The organism is Pseudomonas syringae group sp. J248-6 (assembly GCF_032586995.1).
GTDB classification, from domain to species: Bacteria; Pseudomonadota; Gammaproteobacteria; order Pseudomonadales; family Pseudomonadaceae; genus Aquipseudomonas; species Aquipseudomonas amygdali.
This window is the reverse complement of record NZ_JAWHOP010000003.1, coordinates 1-19,131: the sequence shown is the minus strand read 5'-3', so window position 1 is coordinate 19,131 and position 19,131 is coordinate 1. Positions and strand designations below refer to the sequence as shown.

The following is a 19,131-nucleotide window of genomic DNA, read 5'->3' as shown; positions in this document are numbered from 1 at the left end:
GTGGATGAATTTAGTCAATATTGCAGCGTCCGGATGATAAGACCTTTTGTTCAGGAAAAGTTGCTTGATATGGGCTATATTTTCGTCGAAACCGACGACATGTGCGTCAATAATGCGGCTGTCATATTTGTGACGGGTAACGCGGGGCGCGGCGACGGGTTGGCGTCAAAAAGCGGCGGCCGTCGAGTGGACAGTGAGTGACGCAGCCGCTATGGTCGCGCCCTTCAAAAATGGGGGCAGGCATGGGTTATCTACTTATCGTCACACTGATTCAGGCGTTTTCGTTCAGCCTGATCGGTGTCTATCTGGCCGGGCACGTCGACAGTTATTTCGCGGTGCTGATCCGCGTGGTGCTCGCCGGTCTGGTATTCATCCCGCTGACCCGCTGGCGTCAGGTTGAACCGCGATTCATGCGGGGCATGCTGCTGATCGGCGCGCTGCAATTTGGCGTGACGTATGTCTGCCTGTACCTGAGTTTCAGGGTGCTGACCGTGCCCGAAGTGTTGCTGTTTACCATCCTCACGCCACTGCACGTGACGCTGATCGAAGACGCGCTGAACCGGCGCTTCAACCCTTGGGCCTTGCTCGCGGCGATGGTCGCTGTGCTGGGTGCGGGCGTGATTCGTTACGACGGTCTGGACGGCGACTTCCTCGGCGGTTTCCTGCTACTGCAACTGGCCAACTTCACCTACGCCGCCGGGCAAGTGCTGTACAAACATCTGGTGGCGCGGCACCCCAGCGATCTGCCGCATTACCGACGTTTCGGCTATTTCTACCTGGGTGCACTGGCGGTGGTATTGCCCGCGTTCCTGATGTTCGGCAACCCGCAACACCTGCCCGAAGCACCGACCCAATGGATCGTGCTGCTATTCCTCGGCCTGTGTTCGACCGCGCTGGGCATGTATTGGTGGAATAAAGGCGCGTGCATGGTCAATGGCGGCACACTGGCAGTCATGAATAACCTGCATGTGCCGCTGGGGCTGTTGATCAATCTGCTGATCTGGAACCAGCATGAGGACTTCACCCGCCTGCTGATCGGCGGCGGGGTGATTGTGGCGTCTGTGTGGATCAGTCGCCTGGGCGTGCGGCGTGTGCCGGAGAGCGTTTCCGGCACCCGTTGAGTCAGACGTGCTGGCCACCGTTGACGTGAATCTCCGCACCGTTCACGTAGGACGCGCCAGCCGTACACAGGAAGTAGATCAGCGAAGCGACTTCCTCGGGCTTGCCCAGTCGGTGCATCGGCACCAGCCGCTCGACAATTTCCGCAGTGCCGGGTGACAGGATCGACGTATCGATCTCGCCCGGTGCGATGGCATTGACCCGTATCCCGTGCGGGCCAAAATCGAAAGCCATTTCCCGGGTCAGCGCCGACAGGGCCGCCTTGGACGTGGCATAGGCAACGCCTGCAAAAGGGTGAACCTTCGAGCCGGCAATCGACGTGACATTGATGATGCTGCCCTTGGCCGCTTTCAACTCGTCAAACAGCCCGCGAGCCAGTAGCGCCGTGGAGAACAGGTTGACGTTGAAGACCTTGATCCAGGTGCTGTAATCAGACTCCAAAACGCCCATGCGACCGCCTTCCGCCGTCTTCGGCGAAACCCCCGCATTGTTCACCAGCGCATCGAGCCGTCCGCCGAGCTTGTCCTTGATTGCCGCCATGCTCTCGCTGACGCTGTCGATGTTTTCCAGGTCCAGGTGAATGTGGTTGAGCAGACCTTCAGCCCACGGGCAATCAGCGACCCAGTTCTGCCTGGACGCCGTGAACACTTCCCAGCCCGCGGCATTGAAATGCTTGACCGTGGCATGACCAATCCCCCGGCTTGCGCCAGTCAGCAACAGCTTTTTCTTGTCGCTCATGAGTGCGTTCCGGTTTTTGAGGGTGGATGCATCATGTTTTTTGGCGGGCGGGGTGTCAACGCTGTTTGTCCGGTGTCAGGCCGCAGAACTCTTGTGGCTAATCCGCTTCAAGACCCTGCGCCACAGCGCCCGCTTCGGCCGGGGTGTTGCTTCGGTCACCACAGTCGGCATGTCCCGCAAGCGAATCCAGGTTTCACTGCGCCAGTGCAGCACGCTCAGCGAGGTGCCCGGCCACTGCAACTGGCTCATTCTGGGGTTATCCAGCGTCACGTTCTGCTGATCATGCAACACCGTCAGCACCTCATGCGTCAGCCACTGACGCAGCATATGGCTGTGACGGAGGACGAGGGTGTGGGGCTGAAGCGTAGGAAACGGCATTTTTTGGGGCGGCTGCGATGCGTTAGGTTTTAGGTTGTGTTCAGATAGTGTGTTGTCGGTTGATGTTTATTATTGAAGCGCGCCCATCTGCATGGGTTAGATGAGGTAACGCCTCCATCACCCTCGACAACCCTACACTGGAGGCAACATGTTCGACAAAGGCATCTGGCTGAACCAACCCCGACACTGGAACGTGGCGGAAGAGCGCCTGACAGTCACCACAGATCCGCAAACCGATTTCTGGCAACAGACGCACTACGGCTTCTGCCGCGACACCGGTCATTTTCTGGGTGTTTCGGTGACGGGCGATTTCACTGCGCAAGTGCATGTGCAGGGGGATTTCAAGACGCTTTACGATCAGGCGGGCTTGATGGTCCGCATTGACGAGCGCAACTGGGTCAAAACCGGCGTTGAAGTCAGCGACGGAGCCCTGATGCTGGGCAGCGTTCTAACCTGCGGGCAATCGGATTGGGCGACGGGTGCGTTTGATGAGTCGTCATCCGGCCTCTGGCTGCGAGTCACGGTAGCCAAGGGCGTTATGCGTATTCAGCACTCCAGCGACGGGCTGCGCTGGCCGCTGCTGCGCCTGGCACCATTTCCCGTGAGTGAGTCTTATGCCGTAGGGCCGATGTGTTGCAGTCCGGAACGGGGAGGGCTGGAGGTGGTGTTCTCTCATTTCGAGGTCATGCCTGCACTGGGCAAGGATTTGCATGATTTGACTTGAGTGACTCTTCAGCCGGCCATTGCAGGCCCGCTGAAGAGCGATATGCTTATCTCGGTTTTACTGAACGACGGTGAACTTGCAGTTTTCAGGGGATGTTTTTTCACACACGTTGTAGATGAGACCAAAAGGTCCATCTTCTTTTTTCCAAGCGCTGCCTGCAGTTTTTACAGTGAAATCCTTATTGTTTTTAGCGATGAAGCGCATGTCCAGCGCCTCGCGCCCACCAATGTTGTAGGTGCAGTGTTGCAACATCTCAGGTGCGTCCGCGCCCTCTTGAATAGTGATGGCCAGGTCAAAGGACTGCACAGGCATTTTCTTTGTTACAACGCCTTGCAGCACGCCGGTCCACTCGCCGTCATTACCGCTCGCCCGGTATACGCCGGGTGAGACCTGCTCGATCTTCGCGACGGTAGGGCAGTTTTCCGCGGCTTGAGAGGTCATGGACATGCCCAGCAGGGAGGTCGCGATTGCAGCGCTGATTAATACCTTTTTCATGATGTTCCTTTAATTAAAGATTTAATTCTTGATGTGTTTATATGAGCGTTAGTGTGGGGCTTTGACGCAGTTAGGCAGCGCGAGCTTGTTGTCAGGCACGCCAGTTGATTGCATGTTTCTGTTTGATGTATAACAGTATTTTTGTTGCGTATTATTTCGTTGTTAAAGGCGTGCGCATTTCAGTAAATATTTGATCGTATCCAGTGTGGATGAATTTATCTTAGGCGCCAGGCTGTTTATTGTCTGCACCTTTAGGCCTTAATTGTTTGTAGGAAATGGCGGCGCTTATATTCGGATAATGGGCTGGCGGAGGTCTCTTATCGCTGACTATTTTCTTTGCGGAACAACTCGATCGACCATTCGATAAGGTCCGTGATTGCGCCTTTGCGCTTGGCGACACGTTGGCAAAACCAATGCCGGCCATCAGCACTACACAAAAGGCCGAGGCCCGCCGACTTTCCGGTCACACTAGGCTGCCGACAATTAAGAACCCATCAGCGATTGAACGTGGTGGCGGTCATGTTAGGCGCAGCACCGCTGGTTCGAACACTGTCGACAGCCACCCCGCATGCCCCTGTGCACAATGTTTCAGCATGAGAGGCGAGCTGAGCCGCTGGGCAAGCAAATGCATTTGCCGACAGCGATGGCATCAGTGGCCACTCACGTGGTTAATATCATTGTGCCGGTGGTTTGTACCCTGCAAGCATTTTCAATACCTCATCATGGGCACCGCTTGCTTCGGCGAAGCGCAATGGCTTGGCGCGCTCCACTATAAGTTCTGGTGGGGTCGGAGAGATCTCGAGCAGGTCGAAGATTTGATCCAGAAACTCTTCCAGAGGCATCGCGTGCTCGTCATTTTCCTGCCCGAGCAATGTGGTGCGTACACCCGGGGGCGCGAGCTCGATAATCTCGATCGGCGAGCCCTCTAGCTGCACTCGAAGACTTTGAGTGAACGAATGAACCGCCGCTTTGGTTGCGCTGTAGGTTGGTGTCGCGGGCAGCGGAACGAATGCCAACGCCGAACTGACATTCACGATCGTTGCACTGGGCTGCTTGATCAGCTGTGGCGTGAATGCATACACCATGCGAATAGTGCCGAGTAAGTTGGTTGTCACGATATCTTCGGCTGTGCTCAGGTATTGCGGATCAGTCAGATCCTCCCATTGCATGATGCCTGCGTTGTTGATGAGAACGTTCAGATGCGGGTGGCTGATCGCAAGGGCCTCGCTGCTGCGCTGGATTGATTGTGTATCGGAGACGTCCAGCAATATCGACTCGATACCTGGATGTTCTGACACAATCTTGTCGAGCAGAGCCTTGCGACGTCCCGCGATGATGACAGTGTTGCCCGCTTTTTGAAGCCTGAGGGCCAGCCCGAGGCCTATGCCTGAGGTGCCGCCAGTAACCAGAATCGTATTGCCAGTGCCATTCATAGTAAACTCCGGAAATAATGCTTAAGCGGACACTTGTCCACTTGAAGGACATTACCGGACAGGTGTCCGCTTAGCAATCCAATCAAGGAAAATCTTTGCTCATGACTGACGAATTGGTGATGCGTTCTGACGCCAGGAAGAACCGTGAACGGATACTGGAGGTCGCAGTGGTTGAGCTGACCAGCGATCCTGCTGTGGCGCTAAGCGCAATTGCGAAGAAGGCCGGGGTAGGGCAGGGAACGTTCTATCGCCATTTTCCTACTCGAGAGAAACTGGTATTCGAGGTTTATCAATTCGAAATGCAGCAAGTGGCGTCGTTGGCGGAACAACTGCTCGCTACTACCGCCCCCAGGCAGGCCCTTCGGGAGTGGATGGACCACCTCGTTGAATATGCAATGACTAAGGCGGGTCTCGCCACCGCTATTCGGCAGGCCGCGTCTGTTTATGAATTTCCAGGGCAGTCCGGATACGCACCCGTTCAGGCGGCCGCCGAGCTGCTTTTGCGGGCCAATGAAGCTGCTGGAACGATTCGTAGCGGTGTAACTGCCGATGACTTTTTTCTCGCCATTGCAGGCATATGGCAAGTTGATTCTCAAAGTGAATGGCGCTCACGCATCACCAGATTGTTGAACCTGGTGATGGATGGTTTATGTGCAGGCAGCCCCGAAAGCTTGAACAAGAACGTCCAGCTCTAAAGCCGCAAACCCTAACCGTCATGCCGTATTTGAACGGCATGACCAAGGTGCTCCCAGGGTTACTTTTGCGCCAATAATGCTTTTCTCGCTGTTTTTTCATCTTTCATCGCGGCGATTTCACGCTCGCAGGCCTCGACATCGAACGAGTTGTCCCACTTGGCAATGGCGAGGGTGCCGATGCCGTTACCGATCAGGTTGGTCACGGCCCGCGCTTCGTTCAAAAACCGGTCAATGCCCAGAAGTAATACAAGACCTACCAGAGGAATGGAGTGGATGGTTGTGAGCGTTGCAGCCAGCGTCACAAACCCCGCACCCGCCACTCCGGCCGAGCCTTTGGACGTCAGCAGAAACACCCCCAGTAGAATCATCTGATCTACAAATGTCAGTGGCGTATTGGTCGCCTGAGCGATGAAGATGGCGGCCATTGTGAGGTAGATACAGGTGCCGTCCGCGTTGAAGGTGTATCCCGTTGGCAGCACCATGCCCACTACCGACTTTTTGCAGCCAAGCTTTTCAAGCTTGGCCATCATTCGCGGCAGCACGGCTTCTGTCGAGCAGGTGCCCAGTGTGATGAGAATTTCATCCTTGAAGTAGCGGAGGAATTGCATCAGCGGCATGCCCGACCATCTGGCAACCGAGCCCAGCACCACCACGATGAAAATCAAGGTAGTAACGTAGAGGGCGACCAGCAACTGCCCGAGTGACAGCAGAGTACCAATTCCGTATTTGCCGATCGTGAACGCCATGCCGGCACCAGCACCCAGAGGGGCCAGGCGCATGACCATTGCAACGATCCTGAACAGACCTTGCAGGAACAAATCAATGGTATTGATCAACGGCTTGCTGGTTTCGCCCATTTGCACCAGTGCAATACCCATCAGTACCGAAAGCAGGATCACCTGAAGCATCACGCCATTGGAGAACGCGCCAAGAAAGGTATTCGGGATAATATTGAGAAAGAACTCGATAGTGCCTCCTTGCTCACTGGCAGCCTGGCTGTACTTGCTGATAGCACTGCCATCAAGCGTACTGGCGTTGATATTCATACCCGCGCCAGGCTTCACAATGTTGACCACAATCAGGCCAATCACCAGCGCGATGGTTGAAAGAATCTCGAAGTAGACCAGCGCTTTAACACCGATCCGTCCGACTTCTTTAATACTGCCCATCTTTGCGATGCCTACAACCACCGTACCGAAAATGATGGGTGCCAACAGCATTTTGATCAGCTTGATGAAACCATCGGCAAAGGGCTGGAGCTTGGCGCCGACATCAGGCACGAAGTAACCGATGGCTGCACCGATCACGATGCCGATCAGCACTTGCACATACAGCTGGCTATACCAGCGGGTTTTGGAGATTTCCACGGAAGCACCTCATTTTATTTTTGTGATGGGCATGTGGCTTGGCGTCAGTAGGTGACGCCTGATGCTGCGGCCTCTCTCAAGGAGGCCGCAGATCTAGGGAGATCAGCCTTCGCCCAACTCGCGCATGACTGCGTACAAGGCGGACTTGGCTTCGAAGCCAACACCTGGAATATCCGGCAGGCCGACATAACCGTTTTCTACCTTGATCCCGTCCGCAAAACCGCCGAAAGGCTGGAACACATCCGGGTAAGATTCGTTACCGCCCAAGTGCAGGCCGGCTGCGATGTTCAGGGACATCTGGTGACCACCATGTGGAACTACGCGGCGGGAAGACCAACCCATTTCTTCCATTACCTTGAGGGTGCGCATGTACTCCACAAGCCCATAGGACAGAGCGCAGTCGAACTGCAGATAGTCGCGATCAGGACGCATACCGCCGTGGCGTAACAGGTTACGGGCATCCTGGTGGGAGAACAGATTTTCACCGGTAGCCATGGGCAGTTCATAGTGATTGGCAAGCTCGGCCTGCAATGCATAGTCCAGCGGATCGCCAACCTCTTCGTACCAGAAGAGGTTGTACTTCTTGATGGCTTCGGCGTAAGCGATTCCGGTCTGAAGATCGAAACGACCGTTGGCATCGACCGCCAGTCGACGACCGTCCCCAACCACTTCAAGCACCGCTTCGATGCGACGGATATCCTCATCCAGTGGCACTGCACCGATCTTCATCTTGACGACGTCGTAGCCCCGATCCAGATAACTCTGCATTTCTGCCTTGAGCTTGGTCTGGTCTTTGCCAGGGTAGTAGTAGCCACCCGCGGCGTAGACCCAGACCTTGTCATCGGCGACACCTTCGCGATAGCGGTCGGCCAGCAGACGATACAAAGGTTTGCCTTCAATCTTGGCAACGGCATCCCACACAGCCATGTCGATCGTGCCCACTGCAACCGAGCGCTCGCCGTGGCCGCCCGGCTTCTCGTTAGTCATCAGGGTTTTCCAGATGGCGAACGGATCGAGGTTGTTGTTTTCATGATCGACAAGGGTGTCCGGGTCAGCTTCCGTGATGCGCGCCAGGAAGCGATCACGCATCAGTGCGCCCTGGCCATAGCGACCATTGGAGTTGAAGCCGTAGCCGATAACAGGTTTACCGTCGCGAATCACATCGGTAATCACAGCGACGACCGAGCAGGTCATTTTCGAAAAGTCGATGTAGGCGTTGGCAATAGGGGAGGCGATAGAAACAGTTTTTTCACGAATGTCTACGATGCGCATGACGGGCTCCTCTTGTTGTTTGTGAGCGCCACGTTATGCGTTGCGACGCCACCCGCCCAATGCTATTAATGCCGCACCCTATGCACAGGAGGCATGGCCCTTGGAACTCGTCTGGCTTGAAGACCTTTCAGCGCTCGCGGAGTACGGCAGCTTTGTTCGTGCCGCTGAAGCACGCCATGTCACCCAGCCGGCGTTCAGCCGAAGAGTTCGTTCATTGGAGAACTGGATGGGGGTGGAGTTATTTGTCCGCACACCGCAAGGAGCCACCCTCACCGAGGCCGGAAGGCAGATTTTGCCCAGTGCTCAGGAAGCTGCCCGGCACTTGTACAGAATGCGCAGTGAGGCTCAAGAAGTCGCTGGCGTGGCAGCCAGGTCGTTGCGGTTTGCAGCCACTCATTCTCTGTCGTTCACGTTCTTTCCCAAGTGGCTCAGAACCGCAGAAAACGGTGCCCCGATCGAGGCCGTACAACTGCATTCCGACAGCATGGCTGCTTGTGAGCAGATGCTGATACATGGTCAGGTGCAGTTTCTGCTCTGCCACCGCCACCCCGACGTTCCGCCTCTCCTGGCCCCTGATCAGTTTGTCAGCAAGAAGGTGGGTGAGGACGTTCTCGTTCCGCTTGCAAGCGCCTCCGCCAACGTCGGCACCTCGCCTGCGGCGTTGCCCTACCTCGCGTACACCCACGAATCCGGACTAGGCCGTATCGTCGCCCACCGACTGCGCGGCAAGGAAGATTACCTGCACCTCAAACCACTGTTCAGCAGCCATCTTGCGGCGGTGCTCATGTCCATGGCCCTGGAAAGCAAAGGCGTAGCGTGGTTACCCAAGAGCCTCACCGAACAGGAGGTTCTTGATGGTCGCCTGGTCAGAGCGCTGGACGAAAGCTGGGATATACCACTGGAGATTCATCTGACCCGGCCAAAAGCATTGTCCAGTCAATCGGTCGAAGAGTTCTGGGGGAGGGCGGGACAGTGATCCGCGAGATTGTTCAATCAAAGTCAATGGCTGCGAGCTGCTTCGGCTTTAAAAGCGCCCGCATCTCGGCCATGACCTGATCGTTTGGAATATTAGGCGCCGGTTAGTTGATTGAGGCTTGGACCTGCGTACGAAACCACTTGTCATAGCGGGTGTCCTGTTCCTCAGTTTCAAATTCCGGCGCGATTGGAGAAATTCGAGCGCTCATGCTCAAGGCCCTACACGCACACCTTTCTCCTGCGCCTCCTTTACAAGCCGCTCACGGTCTTCAGGAAGCAGCATCCGCGCTTCAACCAGCGAGTCTGCAGCGTTACTCACCGCAGACACATAAGCCTCCTTCGTGGGGTAGCGCTCCTCGAGGGAAAGGCGAGGATCTCCGGCCATGATTCGCTCTTTCTTCGTCGTGGCAAACGGGAGGAAGCTGCCTTGGAAGTTGCAAAAGCCGCCATCAAAAAACTCGGGCCTGAAGGTGTTCCAACCTGTGTAAGTTCCGATGGGCGCACCCAGATACACATCCCGAACGCCACCCACATCAATTCCGTCTGCGTCCACTTGAGGTACCAGGAGGCCGTAACTGCCAACCCCCGATTTCGGCGGCTCGTTTGTGAGAATTCCAGAGCTGTCTTCGGGACGAAAGCCAGGTCCAAAATCAAGCACTTGCAGGCTATTGACGGCACCGGTGTAGCGGAGCGCGGGGCGCGTGACGCCGCCATAATTGGTCGCGGGGATAAGCGGGAAACTGACCCTGTCCGCCGGCACCAGTGTGCCGTCCGCCACAGAGGGCTTTATCGAAGCGGGCGGTGTTGTCTCATCACGAACCCAGCCAACGAGGTTGATGAACGCTGCGCGCATTGTCCAGGTGTGTGGATTTGGATTTGATTGAACCTGACAAAGCCCAAAGGGTGGATTAGCCGGGAGTGGCAAAGACGGCGGTGCATGCTGCGTACTTGCCATAATAAAAGTGCGGACGTTTTCCGGTTCAGGTGCATCGCGCAAGCCGAGTGGATCGGTAAGGCCAAGCGACTGGCGTCCCTCCCAAAGTTCAAGGGCCGTTGCCATGTGGAAAATCAGAGGGCAAGTATTGTTATCGTTGCAGCGATCCAGCAAACCCTGCGAGCGTCCGGTAATCGGATCGGTTTCCCGGCCATAGGTAAACGAAAAATCGTAAGCAGGGTAGTCATGATCGACCTGCTGGCCCCACGCCCGGCCAGGCTGAGCAAATCGGATGTTGAGCGGCATCAGGCCGCCACCAATATGCGGCATCGCACCATCATAGACCCGATGACCTTCCTCGCTGCGGTTGAACCCCAGCGCTATCATGCTGCGGATGAATCGCCCTGATTGTGATGAGCCAGTGATAATCGACTTGACCTTAGGCCCATGCACTACAGGGTTGGGCACACCTGTATCGTCATGCTCAGTCTGCTGAAAAAACGCACCAACATCCCGTGCGATAGCAAAACCAATACCCATTACCGTCGGCTCCTTGGCCCGGTAAATCAGCTCGTAAAGCTTACCGGGCTGAAAACCTGCGGGTAGGCATATCTGGGTTTCGCTCGGCGTATTGCAATCGCCAAAACTCCAGTCATTCACTGGAATTTCCTGTCTGGGCGCATTTGCCCGCGAACGCACCGTCAACGTCGGACGAAAGCCATCTGCGAGCACTTTGGTATTGTTGGTTTCAACCGATTTGTAGCTTGTATGAGGCGGCGTGGAGGTGAACCAACCTGCGGACAGGTTAAGGCTGACGGTCGGTGAGAGCGTGGTCAACTCACTGCGCACCACACCTGTTACCGGCGACCCATCAGTATTTATGGCCGTCGGCAATTGCACCATCATGCGGTTGTCGCCCGGTGCAACGTCACCCTGCCAGGCAAACGCGATCAGCGTCGTACCCTGGCGCTGTAGAAAACCGTCCCCGGCGACTTCGAAGTTGTTGAACGCTGCTGGATTACCCTGCATATCAGCGTTGAACAATAACATCGCGCGCTTAGAGCCTCGATTTGGCACGTCGAATAGAAGAATGTCATTCGATTTGGCCACGTCAGCGGGACGCAGGATTGCAACATCGGTCGTGTATTCAACCATCCCACGACCGTTACGGGGTGCAAGTTCGATGTCTTGAATAATCTTGTTTTCAGAAGCTTCTGGGTCTAATTCACCATGAGCGCGCGCAAAGACGCGTTCGTAAGTACCTGTATTCCCGAAGCTTTCGCCTCCGAAAGCGGGCTCGGTCCGCAGGATCTCCAATTGTGTAATACGGGCTTGGGCAGGTGCTGCAACGATTATTATGGAGCTTGCAAACGCTGCAGCATGAAATAGGCGATTCATCCTTACCCCCAATTTGTCATTTTTTTATAGATGGCTTTTGATGCTCTGATGACGATGATTTGTACAGACAAAAAGGCTTCAAGCATAGCTCGCAGCTAGCTCGGTTATCGTAAATTCGTGAGCGTTCCGAGAGCACGCCTTGCCAATTTCAGCATGGGCTGTTTTTCTGCAAAGTCAGGTGGTGCTTAGGTATTTCTGGACCGGTAAGTTAGATATTACCGCTGGACCGATGGCCTTTTCTGATTCGACATAAGCACCAACACCTCAATCGAAGATTTACCCGGCGTCGGTAGGGTAGACCTGTCTGGCGTGAAGCACCGCTAGAACCTCGATCCGATCTGTCAATTTGTAAACAACGAGATAATTAGGGTGCACAACGATTTCCCGTGTTCTAGGCGCTAGCCCATGGCGATACAAGTAAGGATGTTGAGGTAGGGCCAAAGTGGCTACTTCTATTGCCATTCCCAGTTCGCTGGCTGCTCGTACGGTTCTGTCTGCAATATAGGAAAGTATTTGCTGCAGGTTAATTCGCGCTGCCGGCCGTCACTCAACCAGCATCTGACGGAGCCTGCTTCGACTCTAGAAACGCACGCATCTCGGCCATGACCTGATCGTGTGGATACCAGCGCGTCTGGTTGCGTGTGCAGTTCTTGATAACTCCATCCAGACCGCAATCGGAGCCCAACGATGCTGGACACATTAGATATGAACTTCCACGGAAAACGCCACACAGATTTCGACCTCAAGCGAATCATTAAAGCCCAAGAGCAAGGTTTCGACATGCCGGTCACTGCTTACCTTTGCGGAGTATCCATCAGGGCGCGCGCAGGTATCGGTGTGGTGTTTGGCCACAAGCGAAAAGACCAATATGGGCGGTTCGGCAACGGTCACCTGATTAGGACTTCTGACGTGCTGAAGGTCGAACGTGAGGGGAGGTTTTGGGTGATGACGACGGAGAACTCGCGGTACGTACTAGCGACGTTTCAGAGGGGTAATGGGCGAGCGTCCCTGCGTGACTATTTGCGAGTCTCGAAAGGGCAGCACCATTTATCTCCGCGTGTACTGCAGTAGGGATCGCTAGCAAGGAGGCGTTGCATTGCGTGCTTGGTGGGTAGATGTATCGAAACTCAGCTGTTGAGTGACTCAAGATTTTTTGTGTGCTGCAAATAGATGCTCGGGCGCGAAATAAACTTTACCGTAAGCACGAGTGCACGCTACATAAAGCTTATTTTTTGTTATTGGTTTCATCTTGTGTAACTGCCCATTTTGGTATTGTTGCCACTGTGATTTGTTGAGGATGATACAAACGTCCTTGTAGTGATCTAGACCCTTGCATGCTCCCCAGTTATTTGAATGGCATTCATAGCGGTGGTGCGTGTTGTAGAATAGCTTCACGATATTATTATCACGATGGATCACGTCAGCTTGAACCTGATCCTCAATTTTGATTATCGCGGTGTGTCGTTCCTTTACCGGGAATATCTCTATCTTCAGGTTGGCTCTGATAAAGTCGCAAACCGTCGTTCCGCATCTCCAGCTGTTCTTGAGTGTTTTCTTGTCAACAAAGTATCCGGAATCGCGGAACCGCTTTTCGTATTTTTCAATATTATTGTGAAGGTTGCAGTTGATGTTGCCATCCCTGCTTGTGTCAAACGTGTGCTGGTAGAAGTCACCCACAAAGAGAATGTCTGCCTTCACCGGGGATAACGCCATCAGCAAGTTGAAATCGTTTGCTGCAAAATCTTGGACTTCATCGACAAATAATTGATCATAAAATCGCTCTAGGCGCCGTATGACTTCAGGGTGCGATTTTGTCTCATCGAGAAATTTAGCCAGTCTGTTGTAGTAGAGGCGCCCGCTGGGATGACGATAGTGAGACATCTTATCCCGAGCGCGTGTTACTTTATCGGAGGGTAGCTTGAGGTAGAGGCCTTTGGTTTTCATTTTCTGCTGAAGAAGCGGGCGGTAGCAGAAACTATGTAGAAATGAAAAGTAGGTCATCACGGTAATGTGCTTGGGCATGTACCCAAACTTACCAATCACCTTGCTTCGGAGGTGATTAAAGTTGTTCTCAGTGTACGTGATTATGATCGCGCGTTTGTTTTCCGCTAGTCTTCTTATGATCTCGCTGGTTTTTCCAGAGCCAGCTACCGCGAACATTACTTTCTTATCCATGTCACGGCCTCCTGGATGTAGCCAGGTACAGAGAGATTCTCATGGTTGGCCTCTAGAAGCTCATACGCCGCTTCAGCTTTGTTCTTCAGCATGTATTCCTGCACCGTCAGAGTCTTCCTATCCTCGCCGAACAGTTCATTGCAAACCTTCTGGTTGTCCAGGTACATCCCGACTTCGAATGTATAGCGATTTGGATCTTTATCTGCAAAGATCTTGGCGCTATCGGTTATATGCTCTGAATAGTTGTCAATGCAATTTTGTTGGTGATTCTTGTCATTGTCCCTGATCGCGGCAACCTTGATGCTCAAGAGTCTAGCTAGCTCCAAGTAGCGCTTGAAGCTAGTGCCGCCAATCGAAATTATGTGTACGTGATCAGCCTGAGGGGTTGTACCTCCGGAAACTCGCTTATAAAGCTCCTCCATGAGAATGAACTCTGCATCACCTTCGACCAGGATGACCTTCTTGGATAGGGCGAACTCCAAGACGCTGTTGTCAGGAGCCTTCATAAAAAAGCCAGCAGTTTTTTCGGAGAGTGCTTTGAGCGTGCCTGTGCTTTGAGATGTCCCTAGAAGCAGCGCATGTCGGAGATCGAGCCTGGAGCAGATGTGGCTGCTATGAGTCGCTACGAAGAGCTGGGTCGATTCAGTACGTGCGAGGCGTTCAACCAGTCTCTTCGTGTTGGTGTGGCTGAGATGGTTCTCAGGTTCCTCAAGCAGGAGAACATCAAGGCCCCCTCGGGCATCGTGACGACCTAGCGCAAATTCGGTTTTAATGAAGCATTGCTCGCCCTTGCCGCGATTTTCGATTGAAATACCATCTTTGGTAATTACCAAATCTGTTTCTAGATTGGCTCGAGTGCTCGTACGAATTCCAAATTCATACGGCGGAAACTTTTTGTTTAATTCTCCTAGTTGGCTGTCGCGGAAGCCTTCTTTACCTCTTCGATATAAATTTTCAAGTCGATGCCGCTCTGGAACCTCAGCATTAAGTCCGAAGACTGCTCGGGTATATTCCTTGGCAGCATACTCACTGTCTATGCGAGAACTGTCCAAGTGGAGGTGCCTTAGAGGGCGTCGATAGCTATTGAATCCCTCGCCTGCGAAAGTGTGGAAGGTGACGGCGTAGTATTCGAAGGGGAAATTTTGTGGATCGTGCTCCAGCATCTGCTTGATGGCCAAGTGGTAGTCATCTGGAACGGCTATCCTCATTCGTATACCGTCGTAGTTATCACCAAGTTGATTTTGTTTGCCGTGGAAGTACGGTTCATCACCATCCTCAAGGAACAGATCAGCCAGCACTTCAGGTAGGCCAGAAACTTTTTTCTCGCCGCTGAGGAAATCCATTACAGCTTGGCGGTTTATAAGTGCTTCTAGCCCGAGAGTTTCCACGCGGCTCCGGCTTGCGCTGTTCACGAGATCAATAGCGAGCAGGACGGTACTTTTGCCTGTTTCATTGTCTCCAATGAGCACATTTTTAGTTGGGTTGAAATCCATTTCCAGTTCAGGAAACTGCTTGAAGTTGCGAAGCATTAGTTTGGTAATGGCCGGCATTTTTTATCCTTATTAAACCTTGTATTTCTTCAGCGTCAGCTGTCGGCAGCGGTGCTGCTTAGACCTTCGGTTCTTGGTACTTGTAGAAATCTTGTGCGTCTGCCCAACCATCCATATGCTTAGCAATGATTTCCTTTGAGCTTATCTCTGTGAAAACTGGTATGCAACTGTCATCAAAGATGCTTGAGCGCTCTTGGACAAACCATGATAGGGACAGGAATTCTTTTGATACGCGATCAAACAAACACTCACTTACCCTGTAGGCGCCTTTCATGAGGTTGTTGGAGTCGCGACAGATTTGCATGGAGTGAGTGCCATCCATTAGCCAAACACAATGAACATCCAGATTTTTGAAAAGCTGTTTGGTTAGCTCGAGATCGATGAGTACGAAAATGCCGAAAGCTTCTTGCATGAAGAGGGTGGCATTTTGAGGGGACATTGACAGTGTGAATGGGTACGCGGGTAGCCAGGATAGCTCAGGGCCCAACGGTGTAACCCACGTAGAGGTTGTGGCCCACTTATCAATCTCTAAGTACACCAAATCGCGATTCTCTAGGATCGCGTTTTGATAGCAGACATAGCGCAGTCCCGGCTCGGGAGCTCCACTCCAGAGGCCAGTCCGAAGCGCTTGCTGAATTCCGTGGTTTAAAAACTCCCGATGATCGACCTCTTCGCTCGCCATCTCTGTGCGAATGATTCGGATAGATCCCCTAAAATTGCGGGCCTCATCCTGTTCGAAAAAGGTTGTGATTTTACCGAGCTGTTCAGCTTGTCTTGCTACGCGCCCACCTGTGACCTTGGACGATTTCAATTCCAGTGGAACTGGATCTGGGCCGGCGAGCGCGCACAAATCTCCATGACGAATGATGTTAGTGAGGTCGGACATCACCACGGGTACGCCCATTTCGATGCCCTGCTTCAGCTTGGCGTACTCGTGGCCGAAACCTTCCTTGCCATATATGGCCCCTGCGGTCTGCTTCACCTGATATCTATCGTCGTAAAGCAGATGTCTCAGGGCATGCTGGCTTTGGTAAATCGCAGCAATTCCGTCCCCAAAGCATCGCCACAGGTAGGCAAGTTGGCGGATCTCGTCCTGTCTCGCCATGATGCCTTTGCGAAGATCCTTGAGCATTGTGGAGCGTGCTTTGACAGCAGCGCCACCGCTGCGGTACTTCGGTTGGGCGAGGATACGAGGAACGCGATTTTGCGCCTTCCGCAACCGGGATATTCGAATGTCGCACGTGGCGATTTTGAGGATCAGTAGGTTCTGCAGCCCCAGTACGACGTCTAATCTGTCGGGATCTGCAGCAATGGAGTGGAGCAGGGTAGACGCGAGTCTAAAACCCACTTGCTCGCGAGGAAAGCGCTGGTAGAGCGGATGAGCCAGTTCAAGCTTTGGGAACGCTTTGGTGGCTAGCTTTTCTATGGCAGGAAATTCTATTCCGTAATGATTCTTCACTCCTACCTCCATGGCGATGAAACCGGTCACAACGAGGACTTCGAAGCAGCACAGGTTAATCCTTTCTAGGAGATTGTGAGCCAAACCTCAAGGCGGGTACCTCTGGCCTTGGAGCCTTCTTTACCCTGCGCTCGTAGGAATGCCCAATGCGGCTATTTAGTCAACTGCCACGTGCGCGGCTGATGATATGCAGAATTTTTGGAATCTCACCGTAATTTTCGTACCATATGATGTTGACACCCAGCTCCAACATTAACTCTTCATTCAGTGCGTGATGAGTGTCCAGAAACTTTTGCGCGCCCTTGGTGTTCTTTAAAATCGTGCTTTGCTCCCCGTTCGTAACTTCATAGCAAAACTCATGAAGGTCTAGCCGCTTCATAAATGCAAAATGTTTATTCTGCTCAACGCTTCTTGCAGAAATATCAAGGAGTCTTCTCAAATTTGGGTCGGTCATTGACAGGCCGATCATTAAGCAATTGTTCTCTCGCAAGCAATTGAGTTGGACGAGATTTGACCAGTGATATGCGTTTGTATAGATGTGGTGATATCCTTCCTCGGAAAAGACTAATGTAGACTTCTCAAGGGAGTTGTAGTTTTTTCTGTTTTCAGGGAGGAAACCGTGAACATGGTATACGGGTAGTTCTTCAGGGTCGTATGCCTCACTTTCGGTGTAAATGCTACGATGAGAAATGCCCGATTTTGTTAGCTGTCTCTCCAATAGATCGTCGAAGTTATAATTTACTACGGATTTAACTTTGGCTCCTGTGCGTCTAGGCATGCACATTGTGGCGATTTCTTGGATGAGCGGTGAGCTGATGTTAAAGCTTTTATTTCTGAGTTCATAAAGGCTTTCGGTGATTGCATTTACAAAGTTGTCAGTTGCAGGGGTTTTTCCAGTAAGCCCCTTTCTAATATATCTCGCACCCATAAGTGGAGAGGATTCAGAGACTTTGTTTAGGCGATCAACCATTTCTGGGATTTCAGATATGTTTATTGTTTTGTCAGTGTCAAATTCTTGAGTTAGATAGGATATGAAGAGTGAGTTGAGCAGATTTCCCCAACCTGGCATTCCTGCACTGCTTGATACTCCGGCGCCTAAAAATAATGAAAGCTGCCCTCTGTCGAAACTGTCTTTCAGATTCTGTACAATAGTGTCTCGTTTTTTGCGCCAGTCTTGCTCTATGGGATTTACTGCGGCCTCTAATCTCAGGGTGAATAAGTTATTGCTTATTTCGTTAGCTTTTGCTGGGTGCTTTGTTACTAATTTATTTAATTCATCTGGCCCCCAAAAAACTATGCGGCAAGTGCTTTTGGAGTTGGGGATCCCAACTCGCTGGATAGAAGCCTTTACTTGATCCGGGATGCTGGTTGCAGATATTATTATTAGTGTCTTGGGGCGAGCGTCGAAGGGTATTGATTCGACTTGTGTTATAAATTTTGATAAGAATGATGATGATTTGTAAAGTAGTCCTTTGGCGTCGTATTTTACTTCAAAGCAGACTTTTCCCCGGTAGTCATCAAAACCATTGGGCGCAATGGCATCGAAAAATGTCAGGGTGTTTCCTATCTCAAGCTCTTTATTTTGAGTTGATAAGTGATATTTTAATAAGTTTAGTACAAAAGTTTCAAACGAATAGCCTCTTCTTGTGCCTTGTTCGTCAATATTTTTTAGTATACTTTCAATACGCATGTTTCATCCTTGGCGTGAACCTCAAGCGCGTATCTTAGCACGGTGGTGGCTGATGGCTATCCTGTGATAGCTGCTGTAGCCAAGCCGTGAACTATTTGATCTGTTGGCTCTGAGGGGGCACGCTGTTCATATTGCAGCCTAGGAAAGACGCTGATTATCCTTGGGCTTTCTACGGAGGTGAAAATGATGTGTCTACTCACCCCCCCCCAGCGAGCTCAAGGTTTTGAGGCGCGCATTGCATCTGGCCGATTCCTGCATTCCGGTGGAAGGCAGCTATGAGTCGAGAACGATCAGTGATAACCGACTGCTATCCGCCAAAAGCGGCCTATAGGATTAGACTACACAGAAGTTCTGTCAGAGATTATTTACATGCTGATTGAGTGCCAAAGGTGCGGCCAAGGTTACGTTCGAGCAATGCGTGTCCGCTCTGCACAAATTTTGCTGTGGGTGTGTGAAGAATGTGAAGCCACGTGGACGAGCCAGGCTGAGGTGAATGTCTGTAACTTTGAAGACTACGGAACGTTAATGGCCGGGATTGGACGCAGTGGTTTATGGTCGGAATTGGAACCACAGTGAAAAGTTTCTCATCGCTGCTGATCCAGCCCCTACGGGGTGTGAATCCATCTTGAGCATTCAGCTACGCATTATCTGCGCCGTTCAGCCCGAATGTTCTGTAGGAAATGGCTCTACCAGCGGTGTAGCCCCCACCCGCGCCGACTCCCCCCGCAA

17 protein-coding genes and 2 pseudogenes are annotated in these 19,131 nt (G+C 52.6%); 6 read left to right on the top strand and 13 right to left on the bottom strand.

Going from position 1 to position 19,131, the window contains the following annotated elements; genetic code table 11:
- The gene (locus tag RYC17_RS04460; protein WP_227447889.1) at nt 1-201 is read left to right on the top strand and encodes a hypothetical protein; all 201 of its coding nucleotides are present in this window, start codon (nt 1-3) and stop codon (nt 199-201) included.
- Nucleotides 202-242: 41 nt separating this feature from the next.
- Nucleotides 243-1,121 carry a carboxylate/amino acid/amine transporter gene (locus tag RYC17_RS04455; protein ID WP_005779368.1) on the top strand — a complete coding sequence of 293 codons (879 nt, stop codon included), beginning with the start codon at nt 243-245 and terminating at the stop codon, nt 1,119-1,121.
- Between the two features lies 1 nt (nt 1,122).
- Here the strand turns inward: RYC17_RS04455 and RYC17_RS04450 are convergent, their stop codons facing one another.
- Together RYC17_RS04450 and RYC17_RS04445 are read right to left on the bottom strand one after the other, a co-directional pair.
- Complete coding sequence (locus tag RYC17_RS04450; protein ID WP_122258849.1) at nt 1,123-1,857, bottom strand: SDR family NAD(P)-dependent oxidoreductase; 735 nt, start codon at nt 1,855-1,857, stop codon at nt 1,123-1,125.
- A 75-nt stretch (nt 1,858-1,932) separates the two neighbouring features.
- Nucleotides 1,933-2,181, bottom strand: a pseudogene (locus tag RYC17_RS04445) (phage antirepressor); the annotation flags it as partial.
- A gap of 202 nt (nt 2,182-2,383) precedes the next feature.
- On the opposite strand from RYC17_RS04445, the gene RYC17_RS04440 reads away from it, so the two are divergent.
- Complete coding sequence (locus tag RYC17_RS04440) at nt 2,384-2,959, top strand: DUF1349 domain-containing protein (RefSeq protein WP_004664169.1); 576 nt, start codon at nt 2,384-2,386, stop codon at nt 2,957-2,959.
- A gap of 57 nt (nt 2,960-3,016) precedes the next feature.
- Here RYC17_RS04440 and RYC17_RS04435 read toward each other — a convergent pair whose 3' ends face one another.
- Nucleotides 3,017-3,454, bottom strand: a complete 438-nt coding sequence (locus RYC17_RS04435) for a DUF3757 domain-containing protein (protein WP_058400109.1) — start codon at nt 3,452-3,454, stop codon at nt 3,017-3,019.
- Nucleotides 3,455-4,128: 674 nt separating this feature from the next.
- Nucleotides 4,129-4,887 (bottom strand): SDR family oxidoreductase, encoded by a 759-nt coding sequence (locus RYC17_RS04430; RefSeq protein ID WP_122280394.1) that lies wholly within the window; start codon nt 4,885-4,887, stop codon nt 4,129-4,131.
- Nucleotides 4,888-4,988: 101 nt separating this feature from the next.
- On the opposite strand from RYC17_RS04430, the gene RYC17_RS04425 reads away from it, so the two are divergent.
- A complete protein-coding gene (locus RYC17_RS04425) occupies nt 4,989-5,582 on the top strand; it encodes a TetR/AcrR family transcriptional regulator (RefSeq protein WP_057401014.1) in 594 nt (197 codons plus the stop codon).
- 59 nt (nt 5,583-5,641) lie between these two features.
- Here the strand turns inward: RYC17_RS04425 and dctA are convergent, their stop codons facing one another.
- Nucleotides 5,642-6,949: a C4-dicarboxylate transporter DctA gene (gene dctA / locus RYC17_RS04420; protein ID WP_003431124.1), complete on the bottom strand. Its 1,308-nt coding sequence runs from the start codon at nt 6,947-6,949 to the stop codon at nt 5,642-5,644.
- A 102-nt stretch (nt 6,950-7,051) separates the two neighbouring features.
- Nucleotides 7,052-8,221 (bottom strand): mandelate racemase/muconate lactonizing enzyme family protein, encoded by a 1,170-nt coding sequence (locus RYC17_RS04415; RefSeq protein WP_003431122.1) that lies wholly within the window; start codon nt 8,219-8,221, stop codon nt 7,052-7,054.
- 100 nt (nt 8,222-8,321) lie between these two features.
- Between RYC17_RS04415 and RYC17_RS04410 the strand changes: the two genes are divergently transcribed.
- Nucleotides 8,322-9,197: a LysR family transcriptional regulator gene (locus tag RYC17_RS04410; RefSeq protein WP_057401012.1), complete on the top strand. Its 876-nt coding sequence runs from the start codon at nt 8,322-8,324 to the stop codon at nt 9,195-9,197.
- 13 nt (nt 9,198-9,210) lie between these two features.
- Here RYC17_RS04410 and RYC17_RS04405 read toward each other — a convergent pair.
- The 3 genes and pseudogenes from RYC17_RS04405 to RYC17_RS04395 all read right to left on the bottom strand — a co-directional run bounded on the left by RYC17_RS04405 (nt 9,211) and on the right by RYC17_RS04395 (nt 12,056).
- A pseudogene (locus RYC17_RS04405) lies at nt 9,211-9,405 on the bottom strand (antitoxin).
- Between the two features lie 2 nt (nt 9,406-9,407).
- Entirely contained in the window at nt 9,408-11,528 is a 2,121-nt protein-coding gene (locus RYC17_RS04400; RefSeq protein WP_316902580.1) for an alpha/beta hydrolase domain-containing protein, read from the bottom strand.
- A gap of 276 nt (nt 11,529-11,804) precedes the next feature.
- Complete coding sequence (locus tag RYC17_RS04395; protein ID WP_316902646.1) at nt 11,805-12,056, bottom strand: type II toxin-antitoxin system RelE/ParE family toxin; 252 nt, start codon at nt 12,054-12,056, stop codon at nt 11,805-11,807.
- 159 nt (nt 12,057-12,215) lie between these two features.
- Between RYC17_RS04395 and RYC17_RS04390 the strand changes: the two genes are divergently transcribed.
- On the top strand, nt 12,216-12,599 hold the full coding sequence (locus RYC17_RS04390; RefSeq protein ID WP_096126656.1) for a hypothetical protein: 384 nt from the start codon (nt 12,216-12,218) through the stop codon (nt 12,597-12,599).
- A 72-nt stretch (nt 12,600-12,671) separates the two neighbouring features.
- On the opposite strand, the gene RYC17_RS04385 is transcribed toward RYC17_RS04390, so the two are convergent.
- From RYC17_RS04385 to RYC17_RS04370, 4 genes are all read right to left on the bottom strand, one after another.
- Complete coding sequence (locus RYC17_RS04385) at nt 12,672-13,703, bottom strand: AAA family ATPase (RefSeq protein ID WP_316902579.1); 1,032 nt, start codon at nt 13,701-13,703, stop codon at nt 12,672-12,674.
- The gene (locus RYC17_RS04380; RefSeq protein WP_316902578.1) at nt 13,688-15,253 is read right to left on the bottom strand and encodes an ATP-dependent nuclease; all 1,566 of its coding nucleotides are present in this window, start codon (nt 15,251-15,253) and stop codon (nt 13,688-13,690) included. Before RYC17_RS04380 ends, RYC17_RS04385 begins: the two co-directional genes overlap by 16 nt.
- Nucleotides 15,254-15,311: 58 nt before the next feature.
- On the bottom strand, nt 15,312-16,712 hold the full coding sequence (locus tag RYC17_RS04375; protein ID WP_316902577.1) for a hypothetical protein: 1,401 nt from the start codon (nt 16,710-16,712) through the stop codon (nt 15,312-15,314).
- A gap of 160 nt (nt 16,713-16,872) precedes the next feature.
- Nucleotides 16,873-18,402: an SIR2 family protein gene (locus tag RYC17_RS04370; RefSeq protein ID WP_316902576.1), complete on the bottom strand. Its 1,530-nt coding sequence runs from the start codon at nt 18,400-18,402 to the stop codon at nt 16,873-16,875.
- Nucleotides 18,403-19,131: the final 729 nt, after the last annotated feature.